The organism is Streptomyces sp. NPDC002602, assembly GCF_042889445.1.
Taxonomy (GTDB): Bacteria; Actinomycetota; Actinomycetes; order Streptomycetales; family Streptomycetaceae; genus Streptomyces.
In genome coordinates, this window is the sequence record NZ_JBIAQX010000017.1 from 45,558 (window position 1) to 64,998 (window position 19,441).

Genomic DNA, 19,441 nt, shown 5'->3' on the forward strand with positions numbered 1-19,441 from the left:
CCCCTTCCGAAGGTCACTCCCATGCCCCTCTCCCTGCGTGCGCGCGTGAAACGCCGCGTCCGCCCGCCCGCCGCGGTGCTCCGTGTGATCCGCCTGAACAACGGCTTCCAGCTCCTGTTCAACCTGCTGTGGTGGATGCCGGTCTTCTACCAGTACCAGAAGCAGGCGGGTCTTTCGGACAGCCAGATCTTCGGCATCCAGAGCGTCTACTACGTGGCGTTCTGCCTGTTGGAGATACCCACCGGCTTCATCGCCGACCGCATCGGACAGCGCCGTTGCATGCAGCTCGGGGCGGCCGTGATGACGGCGGCGAACCTCGTCCCGGTCGCCTGGCCCTCCTTCGTGGGCTTCATGGCGCACTTCCTGGCCATCGCCGCCGCCCGCTCGCTGGTCTCCGGAGCGTCCAGCGCGTACCTGTACGAGTACCTGCACGAGCACGGTGCGGGAGAGCACTACGTCCAGGCCGAGGGGACCGCCCGGGCGATCGGCCTGTGGGCGAAGATCGCCTGCTGGCCACTGGTCGGCGTCCTGATGCACGTCTGGCACCAGGCCCCGTACGTGCTGACCGCGCTCTCCACGCTCGGCTCGCTGGCCTGCGCCGCGGCCCTCCCCGCCATCGCGGAGCGGCACGGCGGAACGCGGCCGCCCGCGGAACGCGTCGGGCTCCTCGACTCGGCCCGCCAGGCCCTGAAGGTGCTCGGGACCTCGCGGTCGCTCGGACCGCTGATGGTGCAGGGCGTGGCCATCTTCACGCTCGGGCGCATCTGCCAGGTCAACCTCTTCCAACCGTTGCTGCTGGAGAAGGACCTCCCCGTCGCCGATCACGGTGCGGTGCTGTCGGCGATGACGATCGCGGAGGCCGTGGGATCGGCCCGGACCGGCTGGTTGCGCGGCAGACTTTCCGACACCTCGGTGGTGACCGTGCTGAGCGTGGTCATGGCGCTCACTCTCGCGGCCACCACCCTGTCGGGGGCGCCGGCCACGATCGTGTGGCTGTGCGTGTTCGCCGCCGCGGCGGGTCTGGCGTACCCGGTGCAACGCAACCTGATCAACGCGGCCATCCCGCCGACCCCGTACCGGGCGACCCTGCTGTCGGTGGAGTCCATCATCGACCGCGGTGTGTGTGCGCTGGTGGCGCTGGCCGTCGGTGCCTACCTGGCGGCGGACCGCCTGGACGCGCTCCTCGTGCACGCGGCGGTGGGCACGTGCCTGCTGCTGCTCGTCGTGGGCGTCGTCCTGTGGCGGCTGCGTCGTGACGGGGTGCGGCAGGCCGTCGGTCAGCCCTGACAGGGCGCGACGGCGGCGCGCGGGGGCCACACCCCCGTGTCGAGGATGCCGAGGGTGTAGGCGCGGGCCACGAGGGCGGGGCGTGATTCCGCGTCGAGTGCTCCGCGGAGCCGGCGCAGGTGGTAGTCCAGCGCCTGGCGCGAGAGGCCCAGGTCGGTGGCGATGGCCCCGTTGGAGCGGCCGGCCGCCATCAGGGAGAGGACCCGCAGTTGCACGGGGCTCACCCGGGCGGGGGCGTCGAACCCGACGCTCAGCGAGGTCAGTACGGCAGAGACCCGGTCGGGAGCGCCCTGGCGCCTGACCACCGCGAGATCGGCCCGCAGGACCTTGCTCTCCCCCGAGGCCGTGGCGCAGACCACGGAGCACGTGCGCCGGGACGCCTTTCCGGTGACCAGGTCCACCCAGGCGCCACGCACCGTCCGGGCGTCACCGCGCAGGTGTCCGAGGGCGCGGGTGCCCTCCAGGGAGGCGCGGTCGCCCCCGAGCAGTTCGGCGACTCCTCCGCTGACCCGCTGGATCCGGCCGCGCAGGTCCAGGGTCACGATGGCCAGCCCCGAGCGCTCCCACAGGGCGTGGAGTTCCTCGGCGGCGACGGCCTTGTCCTCCAGTGCCCTGGCCTGGTCCGTGACGTCGGTGTAGATCCCGCCCACGCGCAGGCCCCGGCCGTGGTCCAGGACGAAGCGGTGCCCGGTGACCTGGCGGGGTGTCCCGTCGGGGTGCCGGAAGACGAGGGTGTGGCGGACCGGCCGGCGGGACGACAGCACCTCGCGGTCCAGGGCCCGGAACACGGCGGCGTCGTCGGGTGCGTCGATCTCCTCCACGGTCCGGCCGACCACGGCGTGCGACTCCATGCGGTAGAGGTGGGCGTAGGCCGCGTTCACCCACAGGTACCGGCCGTGTCCGTCGCGGATGAAGGCGGGCGCGGGGGCGTACGCGGCGAGGGCCTCGAACCACCGCGCCGCCTCGGGAAGGTCCCGGTCGCCGCCCGCGCCCCGCGCCGGTTCCCCGGCCCGCGCGGACTCCCCTCCTCGTGCCGGCTCCCCGCCCCCGCCGGCCGCCGGCCGTACCTGCCCGTGCTCGTTCTTCGCGTACATGCCTGTTTCTGTCTCTCGGGTCTCCGCTCGCGACCCGCCCTCCCCGGGACGGGGTCGCTCCCGTCGGGCGTACGTGCGCACGGTGTGTCGCGCGTCGATGACGCTCCGGACGGGAGGTCAACTTAACCGGTTTTGAGCGAAGTTGCGGGCACGGCGATCGGATTGTCCTGTTCCCGCCCTTCCTGAACACCCCGACACCCACAGGGGACTTGGTCCAGACCCATTGACCGCCGGTCGGGACCTCAAGGCGATCCAGGGCCACTGACCGACGGCCGGCCCCACCCGGCCACCCCGGCTCCACCCGGCCAACCCGGGCCCACCCGGGGGCGACAGCCCCACCCGGGGACGACAGCCCCACCCGGGGACGACGGCTCCACCCGGGGACGACGGCTCCACCCGGGGACGACGCTCGACCGAGGCGCCGCACGCGCCCCCGGTCGAGCGTCATCCCCTTTGCGGAGGCAACACGGCGACCGTCGGCATCGCACCATCCCGGCTCGGGAACCTGACGACCGCGCAGCGTGATCCCCTGATTGCCGATGAGTGAGGCCCATCCCTCGCCGACTCCGGCAGGCAGGCCGCCCACCTGCGAGTTTACGTTCGCCAATGCTTGCCTTTGTCAACTTTTTAGCTCAATACACCCCTCCCGGTTTGCGTGGAACAACCAACCACTTTTACGGTTGCCTGAAGCAACGATGCGGGAGGTGCGATGGCCGAGCGGGCGCAGTACGAGGAATTGGCTCGCGAGCTCAGTGCCATCGGCGCCGTCAAGAGGGACCTGGGGCGGATCCTGCCCCAGGACTGCCCGGCCGGATCCGCCGCCGTGCTGCACCTCCTCGGTCGGCACGGGGACATGCGCATGAGCAGGCTCGCCGAGCTGCTCTCCGTGGACATGTCCGTCACCAGCCGTCACGTCGCGCACGTCACGGACCGGGGCTGGATCGAACGGCGCCCCGACCCGGCCGACAAACGCTCACGCATCCTCCACCTCACCGCCGCCGGAGGGGAACAGCTCGACGAGCTCTCCCGACGCTCCTCGCAGTTGCTCGCCGACCGGTTGAGCGACTGGTCCGACGAGGAGGTGGGCCGGCTCGTCCGGCTCATGTCCCGGCTGCGCGAAAGCTTCGGTGACTGCCGCTCCGCCGGCGTGCACCGCACACGACTGAACTGATCACCCGTACACCCGCACGAAGAACGTTAGGAAGCCCATGGCAACGACCACACCAGCCGGTGTGCGGGGCTCTCACGCCAAGCACGGAGGCGGCCACGACGGCGCACCGATGACGCACCGGCAGATCATGGAGGCGCTCTCCGGGCTGTTGCTCGGCATGTTCGTCGCGATCCTGTCGTCGACGATCGTCTCCAACGCCCTGCCCGAGATCATCGGCGACCTGGGCGGCGGCCAGTCCGCCTACACCTGGGTCGTCACCGCCGCACTGCTCTCCATGACGGCGGCCACTCCCCTGTGGGGCAAGCTCTCCGACCTGTACAGCAAGAAGGCACTCGTCCAGATCGCCCTGGTCATCTACGTGCTGGGCTCGGCCGCCGCCGGCCTGTCCCAGAACGCGGGAATGCTCATCGCGTGCCGCGTGGTCCAGGGCATCGGCGTCGGCGGCCTGTCCGCCCTCGCGCAGATCGTGATGGCCGCGATGATCTCCCCGCGCGAGCGCGGCCGTTACAGCGGCTACCTCGGCGCGACCTTCGCCGTCGCCACCGTCGGCGGCCCGCTCCTCGGCGGCGTCATCACCGACACCGACTGGCTCGGCTGGCGCTGGTGCTTCTATGTCGGCGTGCCCTTCGCGATCATCGCGCTGATCGTGCTCCAGAAGACCCTGCACCTGCCCGTCGTCAAGCGCGAGGTCAAGGTCGACTGGGGCGGCGCGTTCTTCATCTCGGCCGCCGTGTCGCTGCTGCTGGTGTGGGTCACGTTCGCCGGCGACAAGTACGACTGGGTCTCCTGGCAGACGTTCGCCATGGTCGGCGGATCGATCGTGCTCGGGCTGCTGTTCGTGCTCGTCGAGTCCAAGGCCGCCGAACCGATCATCCCGCTGCGCCTGTTCCGCAACCGCACCATCGCGCTGTCGTCGATCGCCTCGCTGTTCGTCGGTGTCGCGATGTTCACCGGCACGGTGTTCTTCAGTCAGTACTTCCAACTGGCCCGCGACAAGTCCCCGACCATGTCGGGCGTGATGACGATTCCGATGATCGCCGGTCTGTTCGTCTCCTCCACCGTCTCCGGCCAGGTGATCACCAAGACCGGAAAGTGGAAGGCGTGGCTGCTCTGCGGTGGCGTGCTGGTGACCGCGGGTCTGGGCCTGCTCGGCACGATCCGCTACGACACCGAGTACTGGCACATCGCGATCTTCATGGCGCTGCTGGGCCTCGGCATCGGCATGATGATGCAGAACCTGGTGCTGTGCACGCAGAACCAGGTGGCGCCGTCCGACCTCGGTTCGGCCAGCTCCACGGTGACCTTCTTCCGTTCCCTCGGTGGCGCGATCGGCGTCTCCGCGCTCGGCGCGGTGATGGCCAACCGGATCACCCACTACGCCCAGGACGGGCTCGCCACCCTCGACCCGAAGTACGCGGCGGCCGCCGCCGGTGCCGGCTCCGGCGGCAGCATCCCGGACATGGACAGCCTGCCGGGCCCGCTGCGCACCGTCATGGAGAGCGCGTACGGCCACGGCATCGCGGACGTCTTCCTGATCGCCGCGCCGCTCGCACTGATCGCCTTCCTCGTCACGATCTTCATCAAGGAGGTTCCGCTGCGGACGTCGGGCGGTCTGGAGCAGGTCGCCTCGCCCGTCGAGGCGGGCCCCGGACGAAGCGATGACCTCGCGGTCCCCGCGTCCGTGACGGTCCCGGCTCCGCAGCTCGCCGAGGCCACCGGCGCGGAGAGCATGGCGCGGTCCGAGACCGCTATCGAAGCCGGACCCGGCACGGACGATGCCGAGCCCGGGACAACGCGGCAGTCGACCGTCGTCACCGCGGTGGCGAACGAAGGGACCGGTCCCGTGAACGGTGGTACTCCGGTGGGCGGTTACGTGCGCGGCTCCGAGAGCGCGCCCGTACCCCAGGCGGCCGTGACGCTGATCTCCCTCGCGGGACGTCAACTGGGCCGGTCGGTCTCGCGGGCCGACGGCTCGTACGCCGTGGACGCGCCGGGCTCGGGCTCGTACGTCCTGATCGCCTCGGCCGACGGCTTCCAGCCGCAGGCGTCGACGATCGTGGTCAACGGCGAGCCGGTCGCGTACGACATCCTGCTGAGCGGTACGAGCGGGCTGAGCGGACTCGTCCGGGCCGCCGGGAGCGGTGACCCGGTCAAGGACGCCATGGTCATCGTGACCGACGTCCGCGGTGACGTGTTGGCGTCCGCGACCACCGGCGAGCAGGGCGAGTTCTCCTTCGCCGAGATGGTGCCGGGCTCGGTGACCATCGCGGTCAACGCTCTCGGGCACCGCCCCGCGGCCCTGCCCGTCGAGGTCGGCGGGGCCGGCGTCACCCGGGTCGAGGTCGAGCTCAGCCCCGGCGCACGGGTCCAGGGCGTCGTACGGGCGCCGCACGGCCCGCTCGGCGACGCGCGGGTCACGCTGATCGACACGGCGGGCAACGTCGTCGACACGGCGAGGACCGGCGCGGACGGCGCGTACGCCTTCACCGACCTGGACAGCGGCGAGTACACCGTCATCGCGACCAGCTACCCGCCGGTGGCCACGGCCCTGAGCGTGGGCGTGCGCGGTGTCGACGACCACGACATCGAACTGGCCCACCCGGGCGAGTAGCCGTACCCCGGCCCGCGGGGCGCGCCCCGAACGGAGGCGCGCCCCGCGGGCCGGCCATTTTCGAACGATCTCGACATGCTTGGCAGGGAGAAAACGGGATGGGACTGACCGCACGGATCCTCACGCGCGACGGATGGGCCGTGTCGCACGCGGTCGTCACGGTGACCGACATGACGGGCACGCAGGTGGTCCGCGCCGAGGCCGATGCCGAGGGAGCCGTACGCGACACGACCGCGCTCGCGCCGGGGGCGTACACCGTCATCGTCACGGCGGTCGGCTACGCGCCCAGCGCGTCGAGCGCGATCGTCACGGCCGGTGGACGCGCCGAGGTCGGCAAGGTCGTCCTCGCCCGTCAGGGAGGTACGGAGCTGCCGCCGCCCGGGCCGTGGACGATCGACCCGGCGCACTCCTCCGTGGGCGCCGTCGCACAGCACCTGGGCATCTCCAGCGTGCACGGGCGGTTCACCGAGTTCACCGGCCGGATCGAGATCTCCCCGGACGCGGTGTCCGCGTCCCGTGTGGAGGCGAGGATCGGCGCCGCGTCCATCGACACGGGCAACGACCTGCGCGACGGGCACCTGAAGTCGCCCGACTTCCTGGACGTGGAGACGTATCCGGAGCTCTCGTACCGCTCGACGGGTCTGACGCCCGCCGGGTCCGACCGTTGGACCGTGCACGGCGAGCTGACCATGCGCGGCGTCGTACGGCCCGTGGACCTGGACCTCGCCTACCTGGGCACCGGCGCCGACCCGTGGGGCGGCACGCGCGCCGCGTTCCGCGCCACCGCGGACCTCCACCGCGAGGACTTCGCGATGAACTACAACCAGGTGGTGCGGGCGGGCATCGCCGCCATCGGGACGACGCTGAGGGTGGAGCTGGACATCCAGGCGGTACAGGGCGAGTCGCTGCCGCAGGCGTAGCACGCGCCGCCCGCCGACGGCGAGCGCTCTCGCCCGGTGGGCCCACGTCCGGGCGGGTCCGGGTACGCAGCGGGTGCGCGGTACGCCCGGATGGGGGAAGCTGATCAGGGCTACGGCAGTACCGATGTCGGGACGGCCCGGTCAAGGAGGGTCTTGTGGTCACTTCAGGAGACGGCGGGCTCACTCCCGCGACACCCCGGGCCGGGGTCAGGACGGCCACCCTGCTGTGCGCGGCCGCCGCCCTCGTGGCGGGCGCCGTGCCCGCTTCCGCACAGACGCGCGCCGCACCGGAACCCCTCGTGGTGCTCGACTGCTCCAACGAGGCCCAGGTGCGACCCGAGGACTACCTGCTGGCGTGCGGCGACGGCAACAGCCGCCTCGTACGACTGGACTGGGAGGACTGGGGTCCGAAGACCGCCACGGCGACCGGTACGAACATGGTGAACGACTGCCGCCCCTACTGTGCGGCCGGTCGGTTCCACCCCCACCCGGTGACCGTGACCTTCAGCAATCCGAAGCCGTGGCCCGCGCACCCCGAGGTCCAGCGGTTCACCACGGTCCGGCTCCTCTACACCGACACCGTGCCCTCCCCCATCCCCAAGGACGTCACGTACAAGCTCTTCTACTGAGCGGGTCCGGGCGTGAGCACGAAGGCGAAGGCCGTACGGGCGCGGAGCCGACGGACCGCTCGCGGACACCGGAGACACACGGGCGCGGAGCCGACGTCGGAGCGCCGCGCCCGTACCGGGAGAAGGCGACCCAGAGGCGGCCTGGAGGTTCACAGCGATGACGAAGCGTAAGGCGACCTCGAAGACGGCCGGAGCCGGGCCGCCCCTCTCCGCCGACGAACGCGTCGCCCTCGGACGGGCCGCACGGCGGCGCACGCCCCGGTCCGCACACGGCGAGTTCGACGTGTCCGCGGACCGGACGGACCCGATCGACGTGATCGAGCGGCAGTCCGCCACCCGGGTGCAGGAACTCGTACCGCTGCGCTACGGGCGGATGTCACAGTCGCCGTTCCGCTTCTACCGCGGTGCGGCGGCCATCATGGCGGGCGACCTGGCCCGCACTCCCGATTCCGGGATCCGCGTCCAACTCTGCGGGGACGCGCACCTGTTGAACTTCCGCCTGCTGGGCTCCCCGGAGCGGAACCTGCTCTTCGACATCAACGACTTCGACGAGACGCTGCCCGGTCCGTGGGAGTGGGACGTCAAGCGGTTGGCCGTCAGCCTGGTCATCGCCGCGCGGGAGAACTCCTTCACCGGCGACGAGTGCGCCGAGATCGTACGGGCCGGGGTGCGGTCCTACCGCGAGCAGATGCGCCGCTTCGCCGCCATGCGCACCCTCGACGTCTGGTACGCGCGGGTCGACGAGGCGCAGCTCCAGGCGGTGGCGGCCGGCGCGCTGCACACGCGCGGTCGCAAGCGCGTCTCCGCGGAACTGACGAAGGCACGGGGACGCGACAGCATGCGGGCCTTCGAGAAGCTCACCGAGGTCGTCGGGGGCGAGCGCCGGTTCGCCGCCGCTCCACGACTGATCACACCGATCTCCGAGCTGATCCAGGACAAGGAACGCGCCGCGCTCGAAGACGAGATCCGCGGCCTGGTCAGGGAGTACGGCGACAGCCTCACGCCCGACCGGCGGCACCTCCTGGAGCAGTTCCGCGTCGTGGACATGGCGCGCAAGGTGGTCGGTGTCGGCAGCGTCGGCATGAGGTGTTGGGTCGTGCTGCTGTTGGGCCGGGACGACGAGGACCCGCTCATCCTCCAGGCCAAGGAGGCGGGCGAATCGGTGCTCGCCGCGCACGCCGGTGGGAGCGAGTTCGCCTCACAGGGGGAACGCGTGGTCGCCGGGCAGCGGCTGATGCAGGCCGCCGGGGACATCTTCCTCGGCTGGCAGCAGGTCCACGGCATCGACGGCCGGCGACGGGACTTCTACGTACGCCAGTTGCTGGACTGGAAGGGGATCGTGGACCCGTCGCAGATGGTGCCGCGCGGCATGAGGGTCTTCGCCGAGCTCTGCGGCGCCACCCTCGCGCGGGCACACGCCCGCTCCGGCGACCGGATCGCCATCGCCGCCTACCTGGGCCGGCGCGACGTCTTCGACCGTGCGGTGCTGCGCTTCGCGGAGAGCTATGCCGACCTGAACGAGCGGGACTACGCCCATCTCACGGAAGCGATCGCCGCGGGCCGCGTCTCGGCCGTATCGGCGTGACCGGCTGGTCCCGCCCCGGGGGGCGGCTGATGCGTCTGATCCGGCTGATGCGTCTGATGCGAGACGAGCCCCGGTCTCCCCCTCTCAGCCTTCGGGCTGGGAGGCGGAGCGCCGTCGTGCGTCCGGGGTCAGTCCAGCGGGAGGGCCTGGTGTGCTGCGACGATGGTGTCGATGCGGTGCGCGAGGTCGAAGTCCGCTCGCGTCAGCCGGTTCCCGGCGTCGTGCGTGGTGATCGACGCACGCAGGTGATCGATGCGCAGGTCGAGGTCCGCGTGATGCTGGATGCGCCTGGACCGGTCGGCGATCGTGACGATCGCGGCCACCGCCGCGTGGTAGCGGATCGGGTACGTGCGGGTGATCGCGTCGCCGTCCTGCGTCCAGCCCGGCAGGTCCGCCAGGTGCTCGGCGATCTGCTCGTGCGTCATCGGCTGCGGCACGCCCATGTCATACCCCCTCGGTCACCGGTGCCAGGATCTCGGCGAGGTCCCGGCCTACGGGGGCATCGTGCCATGGCCGCATGGCACGCTCCAGAGTTCGCAGTTCGCGGAGCATCCGCGCGGACCGGGTCTCGGCTGCCATCTCTGCTGCTGCCCGAGCGATCTCTACGAACATGCTGACCAGCCAGACGTCGCTGCCGTCCACGCTTGATCTGACGCAGCAGACGACCACGATCATCAACACCGGGTGGTCCTCCCAGTGGTACGGGGTCTCCTGACGAACAAACACAACGCCCCCTCTCGCCTTCGGGCGGGAGGGGGCGCTTTCGTGCGTCCGGGCCCGTCCGTACGCTGACTCCATGATTCGGACCGTAGTACTGGACATCGGAGAGACGCTGACCCGGGACGACCGGTACTGGGCGGCATGGGCCGACTGGCTGGGTGTCCCTCGGCACACGCTGTCGGCGCTCGTCGGCGCCATGGTGGTCGACGGCCGCGACAACGCGGACGCGCTCCGCCTCGTCCGCCCGGGCATCGACGTCCCCGCCGAGTACGCCGCTCGGGAGGCCGCGGGCCGCGGAGAGCAGCTCGACGAGACTGACCTGTACGACGACGTACGCCCGGCCCTCGCCGCCGTGCGGGCCGCAGGAGTCCGGGTCGTCATCTCCGGTAACCAGTCCCCGAAGGCGGGGCGGATGCTGCGTGCGCTGGACCTCCCAGCCGATGTGGTCGCGGTGTCCGGTGACTGGGGCGTGGCCAAGCCGTCGAGGGGGTTCTTCGAACGGGTCCTGGAAGTGTCCGGCGCCCCGGCTGCGGAGACTCTGTACGTCGGCGACCACCCGGCCAACGACGTGGCTCCTGCCCGCGCGGCCGGGCTCGCGACCGCGCATCTGCGTCGCGGCCCCTGGGGGCACTGGTGGGCGGACGAGGTCCGGGCGACTGGCGCGGCCGACCACTCGATCGACTCCCTGCACGACCTCGTGGGCATCGTGGGCATCGTCAACGCGTAGCGGCAGAAGGCCCCTTGCGCGCGCGGTACGGTGCGGGCATGGCAGACCACATCGGCCAGCGCATCGCCGCGCGTCGCCAGTCCCGACGCATGACCCAGCTCGACCTCGCCCGGGCCGCCCACTTGTCCCTCAGCATGATCCGGCACATCGAGCAAGGCACGCGCGCGCCGAGCCCGTCCGCGCTGGAGTCGATCGCGGCAGCGCTCGGGGTCGACCCAGCACGTCTCGACCCCGCATTCGCAGGTACCTCGCGCCGGGTGCACTCGGCACTGCCGTCGATCTCCGCCGCCATCGCGGGCTACCACATCCGCCTCGACCCGCCGGCCAGGCGCCGGGAAGAACTGCGGCGCGAGGTCGCGGCGGCCGTGGCCCAACGCCTGGCCGCGCAGTACGGGCTAATCGCGGTCGCCGCCCCGTCCCTGCTCGCCGACACGCTCGCGCTGCTCCACCACTCGGCCGGGGAGCAGCGCGAGGATGTGGCCGCGCTGGTGGTCGCGGCGGCCCGCTGCGCGGACGCGGTGGCCTACAAGGTCGGCGCCCACGATCTGTCAGCCCGGTTGATCGACGTGATGCGGTGGGCCGTCGCGCAGACCGGTGACCCCGTGTTGGAGACGGCGGTGGCGTACACCAGCGCGGAAACGTACCTGGCGGCGCGCGCCTACCGTGTTGGGCAGGCGGCGCTGGAGCAGGCTCTCGACGCGTCCCCGGCGCCGGTGACTGCCATTGCGGCGGCAGCGCGCGGTGCACTGTTCATGAGGACCGCCGTTGTGGCTGCCCGAGCGGGCGCGGCAGTCACCGCGTACGAGCACCTGGAACAGGCCAGCGGACTGGCGGCCGGTCTCGCCGAAGGCGTGTACCTGGGTACGGCGTTCGGCCCGTCGAGCGTCCGTATCCACGAGGTGGCCGTCGCGGTGAGCCTGGGTCAGGACCACATCGGTCGGGCTCTCGACGTCGCCCGCACCTGGAAGCCTGGCGCCGAGGTTCCGGCCGAGCGGCAGTCGGGGTTCTACGTCGAGGTGGGCCGCGCGCAACTGTGGGCGGGCCAGCCTGATGCCGCGTTCGAGTCGCTCAAGGTGGCCCGCAGGTTGGCGCCGCAGCATGTGCGCGAGCACCCGTGGGCTCGCGAGGACGTCGAGAAGATCCGCCGGATCAAGCGGGCTGACGCCGAGTCGCTCAGCGCCTTCGCCGAGTGGATCGGCGCCGTCTGAGTCAAGCAACACGGCTACCACCACTTGTGGTACTTGCACCCCTTCCTGGAGGTCATTCTCTCTCTGCCCGCACCAACCGAGCAGATGGGACGGCTTCCGTGAGTATCCATCCAGTCGTATCCACCGGCGATGTGAGCATCGCCCGTCTCCACGGTCACGCCTGCTGGGACTGCGGTGCCGTCAACACCGCTCTGGTCCCCGCGGGTGAGGTCACCGTCCGCGGCTTCGAGCAGGCGTGGCCGATCGTCCGATGCGCTGACCGTTGCACTACGGCGTCCGGGACGTCGTAGTGAGCCAGCACTGTGACACGCTGCCGCTGCCCGCGTCGGTGTCCGATCTGTCGCAGGACCAGTACATGGGGCGGGCCTGCGTGTCCTGCGGCCGCCCGCTCACCGGCGGCGCGGTGCCACGTGGCGTCGTCGCCGGCCGGCAGGGCGCCTGCGTCCTGGACACGGAGGTCTGGTCCTGCCCTGCTCCGGCGGCCGTCCGATGACCGCGAGCCCGGGCCGTCCTCCGGGGCGTGAGTGCCCCAAGTGTGGTGCGACGCCTGTTCCGGGCGGGGGCTCGGAGGGCGGCGCGATCATCCACGCGAAGGGCTGCCCTCGCGGCGGCCGGACCGGCATCCGGTGACCGTGCAACCGCCAGGCCCTGCACGTCCGCACTGACCTTGCACCTTCCTTCACACCCTCAGGGAGAAGTCATGTCCACTCCGCAGCCGCACCCGGTCCCTCCGCCGTGCACCAGCAAGCAGGGCGACCCGAAGCCAGCCGTGACCGGCACCACGCTGCTCGAACCGGTGACACCGCGAGCACTCCTGAGCGACGCCGAGTTCAACGGGGTGATGCACACCGTCCTCGACAACAACGCGGGCATGGAACCCGGGCTGGCCTCCCGGATCGTGACCGACGCGCTCGCGTTCCTCGCCACCGCAGCCCGTACCCCGGAGGGCCTGGTGCCGTCTCGGGTCGTTGACGAGGGGTGGCACGCGCTCGTCCTCAACACTCCGCTGTACCAGTCGCTGTGCATGCGGCTCGGGGGCGGGTTCATCCACCACGTGCCGGAGCGTCCGAACCCGGGAGCCCGGTCGCACGGCGACGTCGAGCGCACGGTCGCGGCGATCGAGGCGGCCGGCTACTCGGTGGACGCGGACCTGTGGCGCGGCCCGGAGGACTCGTTGATCACGGTGGCTGCGTCCTGCCAGCACTCGGGGCCGGAGGGCCCGATCGTCATCATCCCGAGGCCGAAGCCGAAGGTGTCTGAGTAGGCTGCCGCACATGACTGAGTGGATCGATCCCAGGTACGCCGATGTCGTCGCCGAGCTGCGTGAGCGGCAGGGCGAGCCGGACCGACGAGGACCCCAGCAGCCTGTGCGGGGGTTCATCGTGCCGGACGACGACGGCGAGGCGTAGCCCGCAATGACCGCCCCGGCTGGCAGCAGTCCCCCCGCTGCCGGTCGGGGCTAGGGTCTGTTGCGAAAGTGGATCTTGGTCGTGGATGATCACGCCCTGTGGGGCGTGGTGATCTGACGAATGGACAGTGGGCCCGGCTTGAGCCGTTGTTGCCGCAGGGCATCAAGCCGGGCCGTCCGCCGGTGTGGACGCGACGGCAGCTGATAGACGGCATTCGGTGGCGGACCCGTACCGGCGCTCCCTGGCGTGATGTGCCGGAACGCTACGGGCCCTGGGAGCGGGTCTACGACCTGTTCCGGCGCTGGCGGCGCGATGGCACCTGGGCCAGGTTCGTCACTCAGCTCCAAGCTCAGGCGGACGCGAAGGGCCTGATCGCCTGGGACGTGAATATCGACTCCACCGTCTGCCGGGCCCACCAGCACGCCGCCGGGGCCTCGAAAAAGGGGATCTGCAAATGGAACCGCCCGGCGGCATTGCCGTTGAGCCGGCCGACCATGGTCTCGGACGTTCCCGAGGCGGCCTGACCACCAAGATCCACCTTGCCGTCGAGCAGGGGCAGAAGCCGCTGAGCGTCGTGATCACAGCCGGCCAGCGGGGTGACTCGCCGCAATTCGAGCCGGTCCTGGAAGCCATCCGGGTACCTCGCCTTGGTCCGGGCAGGCCCCGCAGGCGGCCGGACCGGGTGCGGGCCGACAAAGCGTACGACTCCCGCCGCAACCGGGCCTACCTGCGCAGACGCGGGATCAAGGCGACCATCCCGGTCCCCGCCGACCGCGTCCGCAACCGCCAGAAGCTCGGTGCCCGAGGCGGTCGGCCGCCGAAGTTCGACAAAACCGACTACCGCGAGCGGCATGCCGTCGAGTGCGGGATCAACCGCCTCAAGCGCCACCGGGCCGTGGCCACGAGATACGACAAGCTCGCCGTCCGCTACGAGGCGACCGTGTTGGTTGCAGTCCTCAACGAGTGGCTGTGACCAGCACCTTCCCAACAAACCCTAGTCGACCCTGACCACGTACTTGCCCCGCACACCGCCCGCCTCCAGCGCCCGGTGTGCGGCCGCTGTCTCTTTCAGCGGGAAGACCGTGTCCACCGCCGGCCGCAGCTTCCCCTCTGTCACCTGGCGGGCGAGGTCGTCGAAGAGCGCACGTTCGGGGTTGCCGCTGAAGAAGCGCACCCGGCCGCGTCCGTGGACGGCGCTGGCCGCGATGTAGCCCAGCCAGGCGGCGGGCCGCGTCAGGTCGAAGGCGATGGTGACCATGCGTCCGCCCGGCTTCAGCATCCGCCGTACGGTACGCAGGTCGGTGCCCGCCGTGTCGAGGACCACGTCGAACAGTCCCAGTTCCGCAGGGGACACGGTCCGGTGGTCGACGGCGTGGTGGGCACCGAGCGTACGGACGAAGTCGAGGTTGGCAGCGCGGGCCAGGGCCGTGACCTCGGCACCGTACGCCTGTCCCAGCTGGACGGCGGCGTTGCCGACGCCGCCCGCCGCCCCCCGTACAAGCAGCCGTTCGCCGGGGCGCAGTGCGGCCTTGTCGTGGAGGGCCGTGATGGCCGTGGTGGCTACCGGCAGCGCGGCAGCGGCCACGAGGTCCAGGCCGTCCGGGACCCGGCCGAGCCGCTCGGGCCGTACCGTCACGTACTCGGCGGCGCTGCCGAATCCGGAGCCGCGGCCCAGGACGCCCCACACCCGGTCGCCGACCGCTACGCCGGTCGCGCCGGCGCCGAGTGCGGCGATCTCGCCAGTGAAGTCCAGCCCGATGCGCTGCGGGAACTTCCGGCCGGTGATGAGGCGGACCCGACCGGAACGGGCCGCGAGTTCGCCGCCGTTCACGCTGAACGCGCGCACGCGCACGAGGACCTCGCCGGGTGCCGGTCCGGGACGTGGCACCCGGCCCACATACAGCACCTCGGGGCCGCCAAAGCGGTCGAACAGTACGGCTTTCATCGTGTGGTCGTCCATCGTTGCGTTCTCACCTTCGCCACCAGGGGCCGTGCGGGGGATCGTGGCGCCGAGCGTAGGCTGGCAAGTGGACGAGATCGTCCATTTGACCGGAGGTGAGAGACAGCGGTGGGGGAATCCTCTCGGATCGCGGGGCAGGACAGTCTGCGGGCGGACGCCCGGCGCAACCGGCAGCGCATCCTCTCGGCTGCCCGCCTGGTCTTCGCCGAGCACGGCATCGACGCGCCCATGGCGACCGTGGCCCGGCGGGCGGGGGTCGGCGTGGCGACGCTGTACCGGCGTTTCCCGACACGGGACGCCCTGGTGCGGGCCGCGTTCGCGCACCAGATGGACACCTGCGCCCGGGCGCTCACCGAGGCGCTGGCCGACCCCGATCCGTGGCAGGGCTTCCAGCGACTGGTCGAGACGGTCTGCGAACTGCAACGGGAGGAACGGGGCTTCCCGGCCGCGTTCGTCGCGGCCTTTCCGGACAGCACGCGAGAACACGCGCGGGTACGGGAACAGGCCGAGCAGGACTTCATGACCCTGGTCCGCAGGGCTCAGGCGGCGGGAGTGCTGCGGGCCGACTTCCACCCCTCCGACTTTGCCGTGGCCTTGTTGTCCCACTGCGGTCTGGTCACCGCATTGCCGGGTGACCGTGCGGCGTCCCGGCGTCTGGTGGCGTACTTGCTCCAGTCGTTCCGCGCCGAGGCGGCCCACGGAGCGCTGCCAGCGCCGAGCGCACTGTCGCTGCGCAGTCTTCCGCTCGCAGCCCACGGCTCCCAGGGACAGCGGTCCTTGGGAACCTGATACGAAGCGGCGCCTGCCGCGTGGCCGCCCTTCGGGCGACCGCGCCACTTTCGCAACAGGCCCTAACCCGCAAGGGGGTTGTGCAGAGTCGTTGCGGAACTCTGGCTTCCGTCTCACGACTTGGTCCCTATGGTGTGTACATGCACACGACATGGAGACCCGGGCTAGGCCTGCTACTCCCTGACGAGGTCGGCCAGCGGAACGCCCACGGCACGGGCGAGACGTAGCCAGACCGTCAGCCGAGCGTCGCTAGAGCCACCCTCAGGGCGCACTACAGATTTCCGGTCGATTCCGGCCAACTCGGCGAGCCGTTCTTGCGAATGGCCGGCAGCGATGCGGGCATCTCGTAGACGTGCTCCGATGATCCGGCGGCGGGCGACTGCCCAAGCGGGCGGCGGATCGGTAGACACTCGACCAACACGATAATGATCTTGGTCATTTGTCTGCACCTGACTGGGTACATCTAACGATCCGGTGCACTCGCCAAGTAGATGTCCAGAGCCCATTGCGTCAGTGGCCCGAAACGGCCGTGGTCCTGACAGGACCCCATGATCGCGCTCGCGACACCCTCGGGCTGGCACGCTCTCGGGTGTCGCGAGCCCTCGCCCCCGGCCGGCCGGCCCCGGCCGGGGTCACTGTTTTCTCTCGACGAGTTGTTCGACCGGGACCTCCAGGGCGTGGCCGATCAGAAGGAGATCGGCGCACCTCGGGTCCCGCTCGCCGCTTTCGTAGCGCTGGACACTGCGGCGTTCGAGGCCGATCCGATCGGCGAGCTGATCCTGGGATAGGTGCAGATCTCTACGGCCCTGAGCGATACGTTCGCCCAGCTCCTGTCTGCGGGCGATGCCCCAATCAGGTAGGGGCGTACGACGGGGCCGGCACGCGTTGACGCTGAGACGGAAATGATCATGCGTCAGTACCCGAACGGTCGCTTCTGACGCACCGGCACCCCGGCCACACGAACGGCGGCCGGGGTTGCACTGGAACATCACCTCACGAGTCACCAGGCGCAGCGGTGCGGCGTTCCGGAATCCTTCCGCTCGGGCCCCGGATTCCGGTGAGATTCCGTACGTTCACGGAACGCGTCGACCCCTCACGAAACAGCGTGAAATGCATCAACTGGCAGGTCAACGAGCCGATATGGCCCTGACCCTGGTCAGGCGCTTTCGGCCTGGAACATCCAGTGGTGCTTCTCCAGGTCGCCGGTCAGGCCGATGAGAATGTCCTGGGTGATCGGATCGGCGTCACCCGTGGCCTGGATGCGCTCGCGCATCCGGGTGACCACCGCGGCCAGTCCGTCCACGAGGATCTTCACCGCCTCGACGTCCTTGATCCACCCGGCCTTCACGTCGGCGATGCCGCTGCTTGACGACACGGTCGACGCCCGTCCGTCCGGGGTCACGCCGAGGGCGGAGGCACGCTCGGCCACCACGTCGGAGTGGGTGCGGGCCGAGACGACCACGTCGTCGAGCTGCAGGTGAACGGAGCGGAAGCGGGGGCCCACCACGTTCCAGTGCACCTGCTTGGCGACCAGGGACAGGTCGACCAGATCCACCAGCGCGCCTTGCAGGGCTTCACCGACGATCTTCAGGTCGGCAGCCGGGAGGGCACTCTTCACGACGGACACGGGGTTCTCCATTCGCAATGCGGTCGGTGGTCGTCCCGAGTCGACTCGGCTGACGCCTCGATTGACGCCTCGATTGACGTCTCGGGTGACATCCGGGGATTCTTCCACCGATGAGTTTGATTACCGGATGAAATGCCGCCTACCCCACCCACACGCATCAAAACGGTCCACTTGGGGGGTCCGAATGGGCCCATCCCCCACGGCGCACACGTGAGGGCGACGCCTCCGAGGATCCGGCCGCACCCCGCGGAGCGGGGCGTCCTCCACACGGCATGTGCCCCTCGTACGCTGGAGTGATGCGTCATCACGATCTGATCGTCATCGGTGCGGGATCCGGCAACGCGGTCATCGACGAGTCGTTCGCCGATCTCGACGTGGCCATCGTCGAGGAGAGGTGGTTCGGCGGGACCTGCCTGAACGCCGGATGCATTCCGAGCAAGATGCTGGCCTACACCGCCCATGTGGCCCGGACCGTGCTCGGCGCCGACACCTACGACGTGGACGCGCGGCTGCGTGCCGTGCGCTGGCGGGAGGTCCGCGACCGGGTGTTCGGGCGACTGGACGCGGAACGCGCGCGGGGCCGGCAGGGCCGCCTCGACGCTTCGAACGTCACGGTGTACGAGGGCACGGCCCGCTTCACCGGTCCCCGCCGACTGCGCGTCGACCTGGACGGCGGCGCCGTGGACGTCTCCGCCGGGCAGATCGTCGTCGCGGCCGGCAGCCGTCCCGCGGTGCCGCCCGCGGTGGTCGAGTCCGGAGTGCCGTACGAGACCTCGGACACCGTCATGCGGATCGACGCGCCGCCCCGCCGGCTGGCCGTGTTGGGCGGCGGGTACATCGCCGCCGAGCTCGCCGAGGTCTTCCACGCGACGGGGACCGAGATCACCGTGGTGGAGACGGAGCCGTACCTGCTGGGCCCGCAGGACGAGACGGTCGCCGAGCGTTTCACCGACCTGGCCCGAACCCGGTACGACCTGCGGCTCGAGCGCGAACTCACGGCCGTGAGCGGGGAGGCGGGCGCGTTGACCCTGACACTCGACGACGGGTCGACCATCGAGACGGACATGTTGCTGGTGGCCGCCGGACGCATCCCCAACGGCGACCGGCTGGAACTCGGGGCGGCCGGCATCCGCACCCACGACGACGGACGCATCGTGGTGGACGACCATCAACGCACCACCGCCGAAGGGGTGTTCGCGCTCGGAGACGTCTGCACGCCGGTGCCGCTCAAGCACGTGGCCAACCGCGAGGCCGAGGTCGTCTCGCACAACCTCCGCCATCCCGACGACCTCATCGGCGCCGACCACGACCTCGTGCCGTCCGCCGTCTTCACCCGCCCCGAGATCGCCTCGATCGGCGCGACCGAGGAGGAGTGCCGCGACCGCGGGGGCGACTTCCTCGTCGGCACGGCTTCCTACGCGGACGTGGCGTACGGCTGGGCCATGGAGGACACCACCGGCTTCTGCAAGGTGCTCGCCGAGCCCGGCACCGGACGCCTGCTCGGCGCGCACATCATGGGGCCGCAGGCCGCCATCCTGATCCAGCCCCTCGTGCTGGCGATGACGCGGGGGATCGACGCGCTCTCGCTCGCCGAGGAGCCGTACTGGATCCACCCGGCTCTCACCGAGGTCGTCGAGAACGCCCTCCGCGACCTCGACCTCTGACCCGCCGCCGGCCCGCCCGCGACGTGTCGGCCGCCCCCGC

Annotated in this window: 22 protein-coding genes; 14 read left to right on the forward strand and 8 right to left on the reverse strand. The window is 70.8% G+C overall.

The window, feature by feature from the left end; all coding sequences use genetic code 11:
* Positions 1 to 21: 21 nt before the first annotated feature.
* Complete coding sequence (locus ACFYW3_RS31875; protein ID WP_389388067.1) at positions 22 to 1,287, forward strand: MFS transporter; 1,266 nt, start codon at positions 22 to 24, stop codon at positions 1,285 to 1,287.
* Here the strand turns inward: ACFYW3_RS31875 and ACFYW3_RS31880 are convergent.
* Entirely contained in the window at positions 1,278 to 2,381 is a 1,104-nt protein-coding gene (locus ACFYW3_RS31880) for a helix-turn-helix transcriptional regulator (RefSeq protein WP_351755660.1), read from the reverse strand. The two genes, ACFYW3_RS31875 and ACFYW3_RS31880, sit on opposite strands and share 10 nt — an antisense overlap.
* Positions 2,382 to 3,090: 709 nt before the next feature.
* Between ACFYW3_RS31880 and ACFYW3_RS31885 the strand changes: the two genes are divergently transcribed.
* From ACFYW3_RS31885 to ACFYW3_RS31905, 5 genes are all read left to right on the forward strand, one after another.
* Positions 3,091 to 3,552: a MarR family winged helix-turn-helix transcriptional regulator gene (locus ACFYW3_RS31885; RefSeq protein WP_389388068.1), complete on the forward strand. Its 462-nt coding sequence runs from the start codon at positions 3,091 to 3,093 to the stop codon at positions 3,550 to 3,552.
* Positions 3,553 to 3,589: 37 nt separating this feature from the next.
* Positions 3,590 to 6,163: an MFS transporter gene (locus tag ACFYW3_RS31890; RefSeq protein ID WP_389388069.1), complete on the forward strand. Its 2,574-nt coding sequence runs from the start codon at positions 3,590 to 3,592 to the stop codon at positions 6,161 to 6,163.
* 98 nt (positions 6,164 to 6,261) lie between these two features.
* Positions 6,262 to 7,083, forward strand: a complete 822-nt coding sequence (locus tag ACFYW3_RS31895) for a YceI family protein (RefSeq protein ID WP_389388070.1) — start codon at positions 6,262 to 6,264, stop codon at positions 7,081 to 7,083.
* Between the two features lie 155 nt (positions 7,084 to 7,238).
* The gene (locus tag ACFYW3_RS31900) at positions 7,239 to 7,712 is read left to right on the forward strand and encodes a hypothetical protein (RefSeq protein ID WP_053677985.1); all 474 of its coding nucleotides are present in this window, start codon (positions 7,239 to 7,241) and stop codon (positions 7,710 to 7,712) included.
* Positions 7,713 to 7,869: 157 nt separating this feature from the next.
* Complete coding sequence (locus tag ACFYW3_RS31905) at positions 7,870 to 9,297, forward strand: DUF2252 domain-containing protein (RefSeq protein ID WP_389388071.1); 1,428 nt, start codon at positions 7,870 to 7,872, stop codon at positions 9,295 to 9,297.
* A 128-nt stretch (positions 9,298 to 9,425) separates the two neighbouring features.
* Here ACFYW3_RS31905 and ACFYW3_RS31910 read toward each other — a convergent pair whose 3' ends face one another.
* A complete protein-coding gene (locus ACFYW3_RS31910) occupies positions 9,426 to 9,740 on the reverse strand; it encodes a 4a-hydroxytetrahydrobiopterin dehydratase (protein WP_389388072.1) in 315 nt (104 codons plus the stop codon).
* A gap of 1 nt (position 9,741) precedes the next feature.
* Positions 9,742 to 10,023: a hypothetical protein gene (locus ACFYW3_RS31915; RefSeq protein ID WP_389388073.1), complete on the reverse strand. Its 282-nt coding sequence runs from the start codon at positions 10,021 to 10,023 to the stop codon at positions 9,742 to 9,744.
* A 70-nt stretch (positions 10,024 to 10,093) separates the two neighbouring features.
* On the opposite strand from ACFYW3_RS31915, the gene ACFYW3_RS31920 reads away from it, so the two are divergent.
* The 6 genes from ACFYW3_RS31920 to ACFYW3_RS31945 all read left to right on the forward strand — a co-directional run bounded on the left by ACFYW3_RS31920 (position 10,094) and on the right by ACFYW3_RS31945 (position 14,334).
* A complete protein-coding gene (locus ACFYW3_RS31920; RefSeq protein WP_389388074.1) occupies positions 10,094 to 10,744 on the forward strand; it encodes an HAD family hydrolase in 651 nt (216 codons plus the stop codon).
* Positions 10,745 to 10,782: 38 nt separating this feature from the next.
* Positions 10,783 to 11,952 (forward strand): helix-turn-helix domain-containing protein, encoded by a 1,170-nt coding sequence (locus ACFYW3_RS31925; protein WP_389388075.1) that lies wholly within the window; start codon positions 10,783 to 10,785, stop codon positions 11,950 to 11,952.
* A gap of 289 nt (positions 11,953 to 12,241) precedes the next feature.
* Positions 12,242 to 12,445 carry a hypothetical protein gene (locus ACFYW3_RS31930; protein ID WP_389388076.1) on the forward strand — a complete coding sequence of 68 codons (204 nt, stop codon included), beginning with the start codon at positions 12,242 to 12,244 and terminating at the stop codon, positions 12,443 to 12,445.
* 207 nt (positions 12,446 to 12,652) lie between these two features.
* On the forward strand, positions 12,653 to 13,216 hold the full coding sequence (locus ACFYW3_RS31935) for a glycine-rich domain-containing protein (RefSeq protein ID WP_389388077.1): 564 nt from the start codon (positions 12,653 to 12,655) through the stop codon (positions 13,214 to 13,216).
* Between the two features lie 10 nt (positions 13,217 to 13,226).
* Positions 13,227 to 13,361 (forward strand): hypothetical protein, encoded by a 135-nt coding sequence (locus tag ACFYW3_RS31940; RefSeq protein ID WP_389388078.1) that lies wholly within the window; start codon positions 13,227 to 13,229, stop codon positions 13,359 to 13,361.
* A 98-nt stretch (positions 13,362 to 13,459) separates the two neighbouring features.
* Positions 13,460 to 14,334, forward strand: a protein-coding gene (locus tag ACFYW3_RS31945; protein ID WP_389388079.1) for an IS5 family transposase whose coding sequence is annotated in 2 segments (ribosomal slippage) — positions 13,460 to 13,826 and positions 13,826 to 14,334 — 876 coding nt in all. Because the reading frame shifts where the segments join, the coding sequence is not laid out codon by codon here.
* A 21-nt stretch (positions 14,335 to 14,355) separates the two neighbouring features.
* On the opposite strand, the gene ACFYW3_RS31950 is transcribed toward ACFYW3_RS31945, so the two are convergent.
* On the reverse strand, positions 14,356 to 15,321 hold the full coding sequence (locus tag ACFYW3_RS31950; RefSeq protein WP_389388080.1) for an NAD(P)-dependent alcohol dehydrogenase: 966 nt from the start codon (positions 15,319 to 15,321) through the stop codon (positions 14,356 to 14,358).
* Between the two features lie 108 nt (positions 15,322 to 15,429).
* On the opposite strand from ACFYW3_RS31950, the gene ACFYW3_RS31955 reads away from it, so the two are divergent.
* Positions 15,430 to 16,110: a helix-turn-helix domain-containing protein gene (locus tag ACFYW3_RS31955; RefSeq protein WP_367473195.1), complete on the forward strand. Its 681-nt coding sequence runs from the start codon at positions 15,430 to 15,432 to the stop codon at positions 16,108 to 16,110.
* 173 nt (positions 16,111 to 16,283) lie between these two features.
* On the opposite strand, the gene ACFYW3_RS31960 is transcribed toward ACFYW3_RS31955, so the two are convergent.
* From ACFYW3_RS31960 to ACFYW3_RS31975, 4 genes are all read right to left on the reverse strand, one after another.
* Positions 16,284 to 16,445 carry a helix-turn-helix transcriptional regulator gene (locus ACFYW3_RS31960; protein WP_389388119.1) on the reverse strand — a complete coding sequence of 54 codons (162 nt, stop codon included), beginning with the start codon at positions 16,443 to 16,445 and terminating at the stop codon, positions 16,284 to 16,286.
* The gene (locus ACFYW3_RS31965; protein ID WP_389388122.1) at positions 16,382 to 16,549 is read right to left on the reverse strand and encodes a hypothetical protein; all 168 of its coding nucleotides are present in this window, start codon (positions 16,547 to 16,549) and stop codon (positions 16,382 to 16,384) included. Before ACFYW3_RS31965 ends, ACFYW3_RS31960 begins: the two co-directional genes overlap by 64 nt.
* Positions 16,550 to 16,742: 193 nt before the next feature.
* Positions 16,743 to 17,099, reverse strand: a complete 357-nt coding sequence (locus tag ACFYW3_RS31970) for a helix-turn-helix domain-containing protein (protein ID WP_389388120.1) — start codon at positions 17,097 to 17,099, stop codon at positions 16,743 to 16,745.
* A 167-nt stretch (positions 17,100 to 17,266) separates the two neighbouring features.
* Positions 17,267 to 17,737: a Dps family protein gene (locus ACFYW3_RS31975; protein WP_053678123.1), complete on the reverse strand. Its 471-nt coding sequence runs from the start codon at positions 17,735 to 17,737 to the stop codon at positions 17,267 to 17,269.
* A gap of 296 nt (positions 17,738 to 18,033) precedes the next feature.
* Between ACFYW3_RS31975 and ACFYW3_RS31980 the strand changes: the two genes are divergently transcribed.
* The gene (locus tag ACFYW3_RS31980) at positions 18,034 to 19,401 is read left to right on the forward strand and encodes a mycothione reductase (protein ID WP_389388081.1); all 1,368 of its coding nucleotides are present in this window, start codon (positions 18,034 to 18,036) and stop codon (positions 19,399 to 19,401) included.
* Positions 19,402 to 19,441: the final 40 nt, after the last annotated feature.

Bases quoted from the DNA above. Each gene is read 5' to 3' on its own strand.
- ACFYW3_RS31875 (WP_389388067.1), top strand. From the start codon at position 22: ATGCCCCTCTCCCTGCGTGCGCGCGTGAAACGCCGCGTCCGCCCGCCC.
- ACFYW3_RS31880 (WP_351755660.1), bottom strand. From the start codon at position 2,381: ATGTACGCGAAGAACGAGCACGGGCAGGTACGGCCGGCGGCCGGCGGG.
- ACFYW3_RS31885 (WP_389388068.1), top strand. From the start codon at position 3,091: ATGGCCGAGCGGGCGCAGTACGAGGAATTGGCTCGCGAGCTCAGTGCC.
- ACFYW3_RS31890 (WP_389388069.1), top strand. From the start codon at position 3,590: ATGGCAACGACCACACCAGCCGGTGTGCGGGGCTCTCACGCCAAGCAC.
- ACFYW3_RS31895 (WP_389388070.1), top strand. From the start codon at position 6,262: ATGGGACTGACCGCACGGATCCTCACGCGCGACGGATGGGCCGTGTCG.
- ACFYW3_RS31905 (WP_389388071.1), top strand. From the start codon at position 7,870: ATGACGAAGCGTAAGGCGACCTCGAAGACGGCCGGAGCCGGGCCGCCC.
- ACFYW3_RS31910 (WP_389388072.1), bottom strand. From the start codon at position 9,740: ATGGGCGTGCCGCAGCCGATGACGCACGAGCAGATCGCCGAGCACCTG.
- ACFYW3_RS31920 (WP_389388074.1), top strand. From the start codon at position 10,094: ATGATTCGGACCGTAGTACTGGACATCGGAGAGACGCTGACCCGGGAC.
- ACFYW3_RS31925 (WP_389388075.1), top strand. From the start codon at position 10,783: ATGGCAGACCACATCGGCCAGCGCATCGCCGCGCGTCGCCAGTCCCGA.
- ACFYW3_RS31935 (WP_389388077.1), top strand. From the start codon at position 12,653: ATGTCCACTCCGCAGCCGCACCCGGTCCCTCCGCCGTGCACCAGCAAG.
- ACFYW3_RS31940 (WP_389388078.1), top strand. From the start codon at position 13,227: ATGACTGAGTGGATCGATCCCAGGTACGCCGATGTCGTCGCCGAGCTG.
- ACFYW3_RS31950 (WP_389388080.1), bottom strand. From the start codon at position 15,321: ATGGACGACCACACGATGAAAGCCGTACTGTTCGACCGCTTTGGCGGC.
- ACFYW3_RS31965 (WP_389388122.1), bottom strand. From the start codon at position 16,549: ATGACCAAGATCATTATCGTGTTGGTCGAGTGTCTACCGATCCGCCGC.
- ACFYW3_RS31970 (WP_389388120.1), bottom strand. From the start codon at position 17,099: ATGTTCCAGTGCAACCCCGGCCGCCGTTCGTGTGGCCGGGGTGCCGGT.
- ACFYW3_RS31980 (WP_389388081.1), top strand. From the start codon at position 18,034: ATGCGTCATCACGATCTGATCGTCATCGGTGCGGGATCCGGCAACGCG.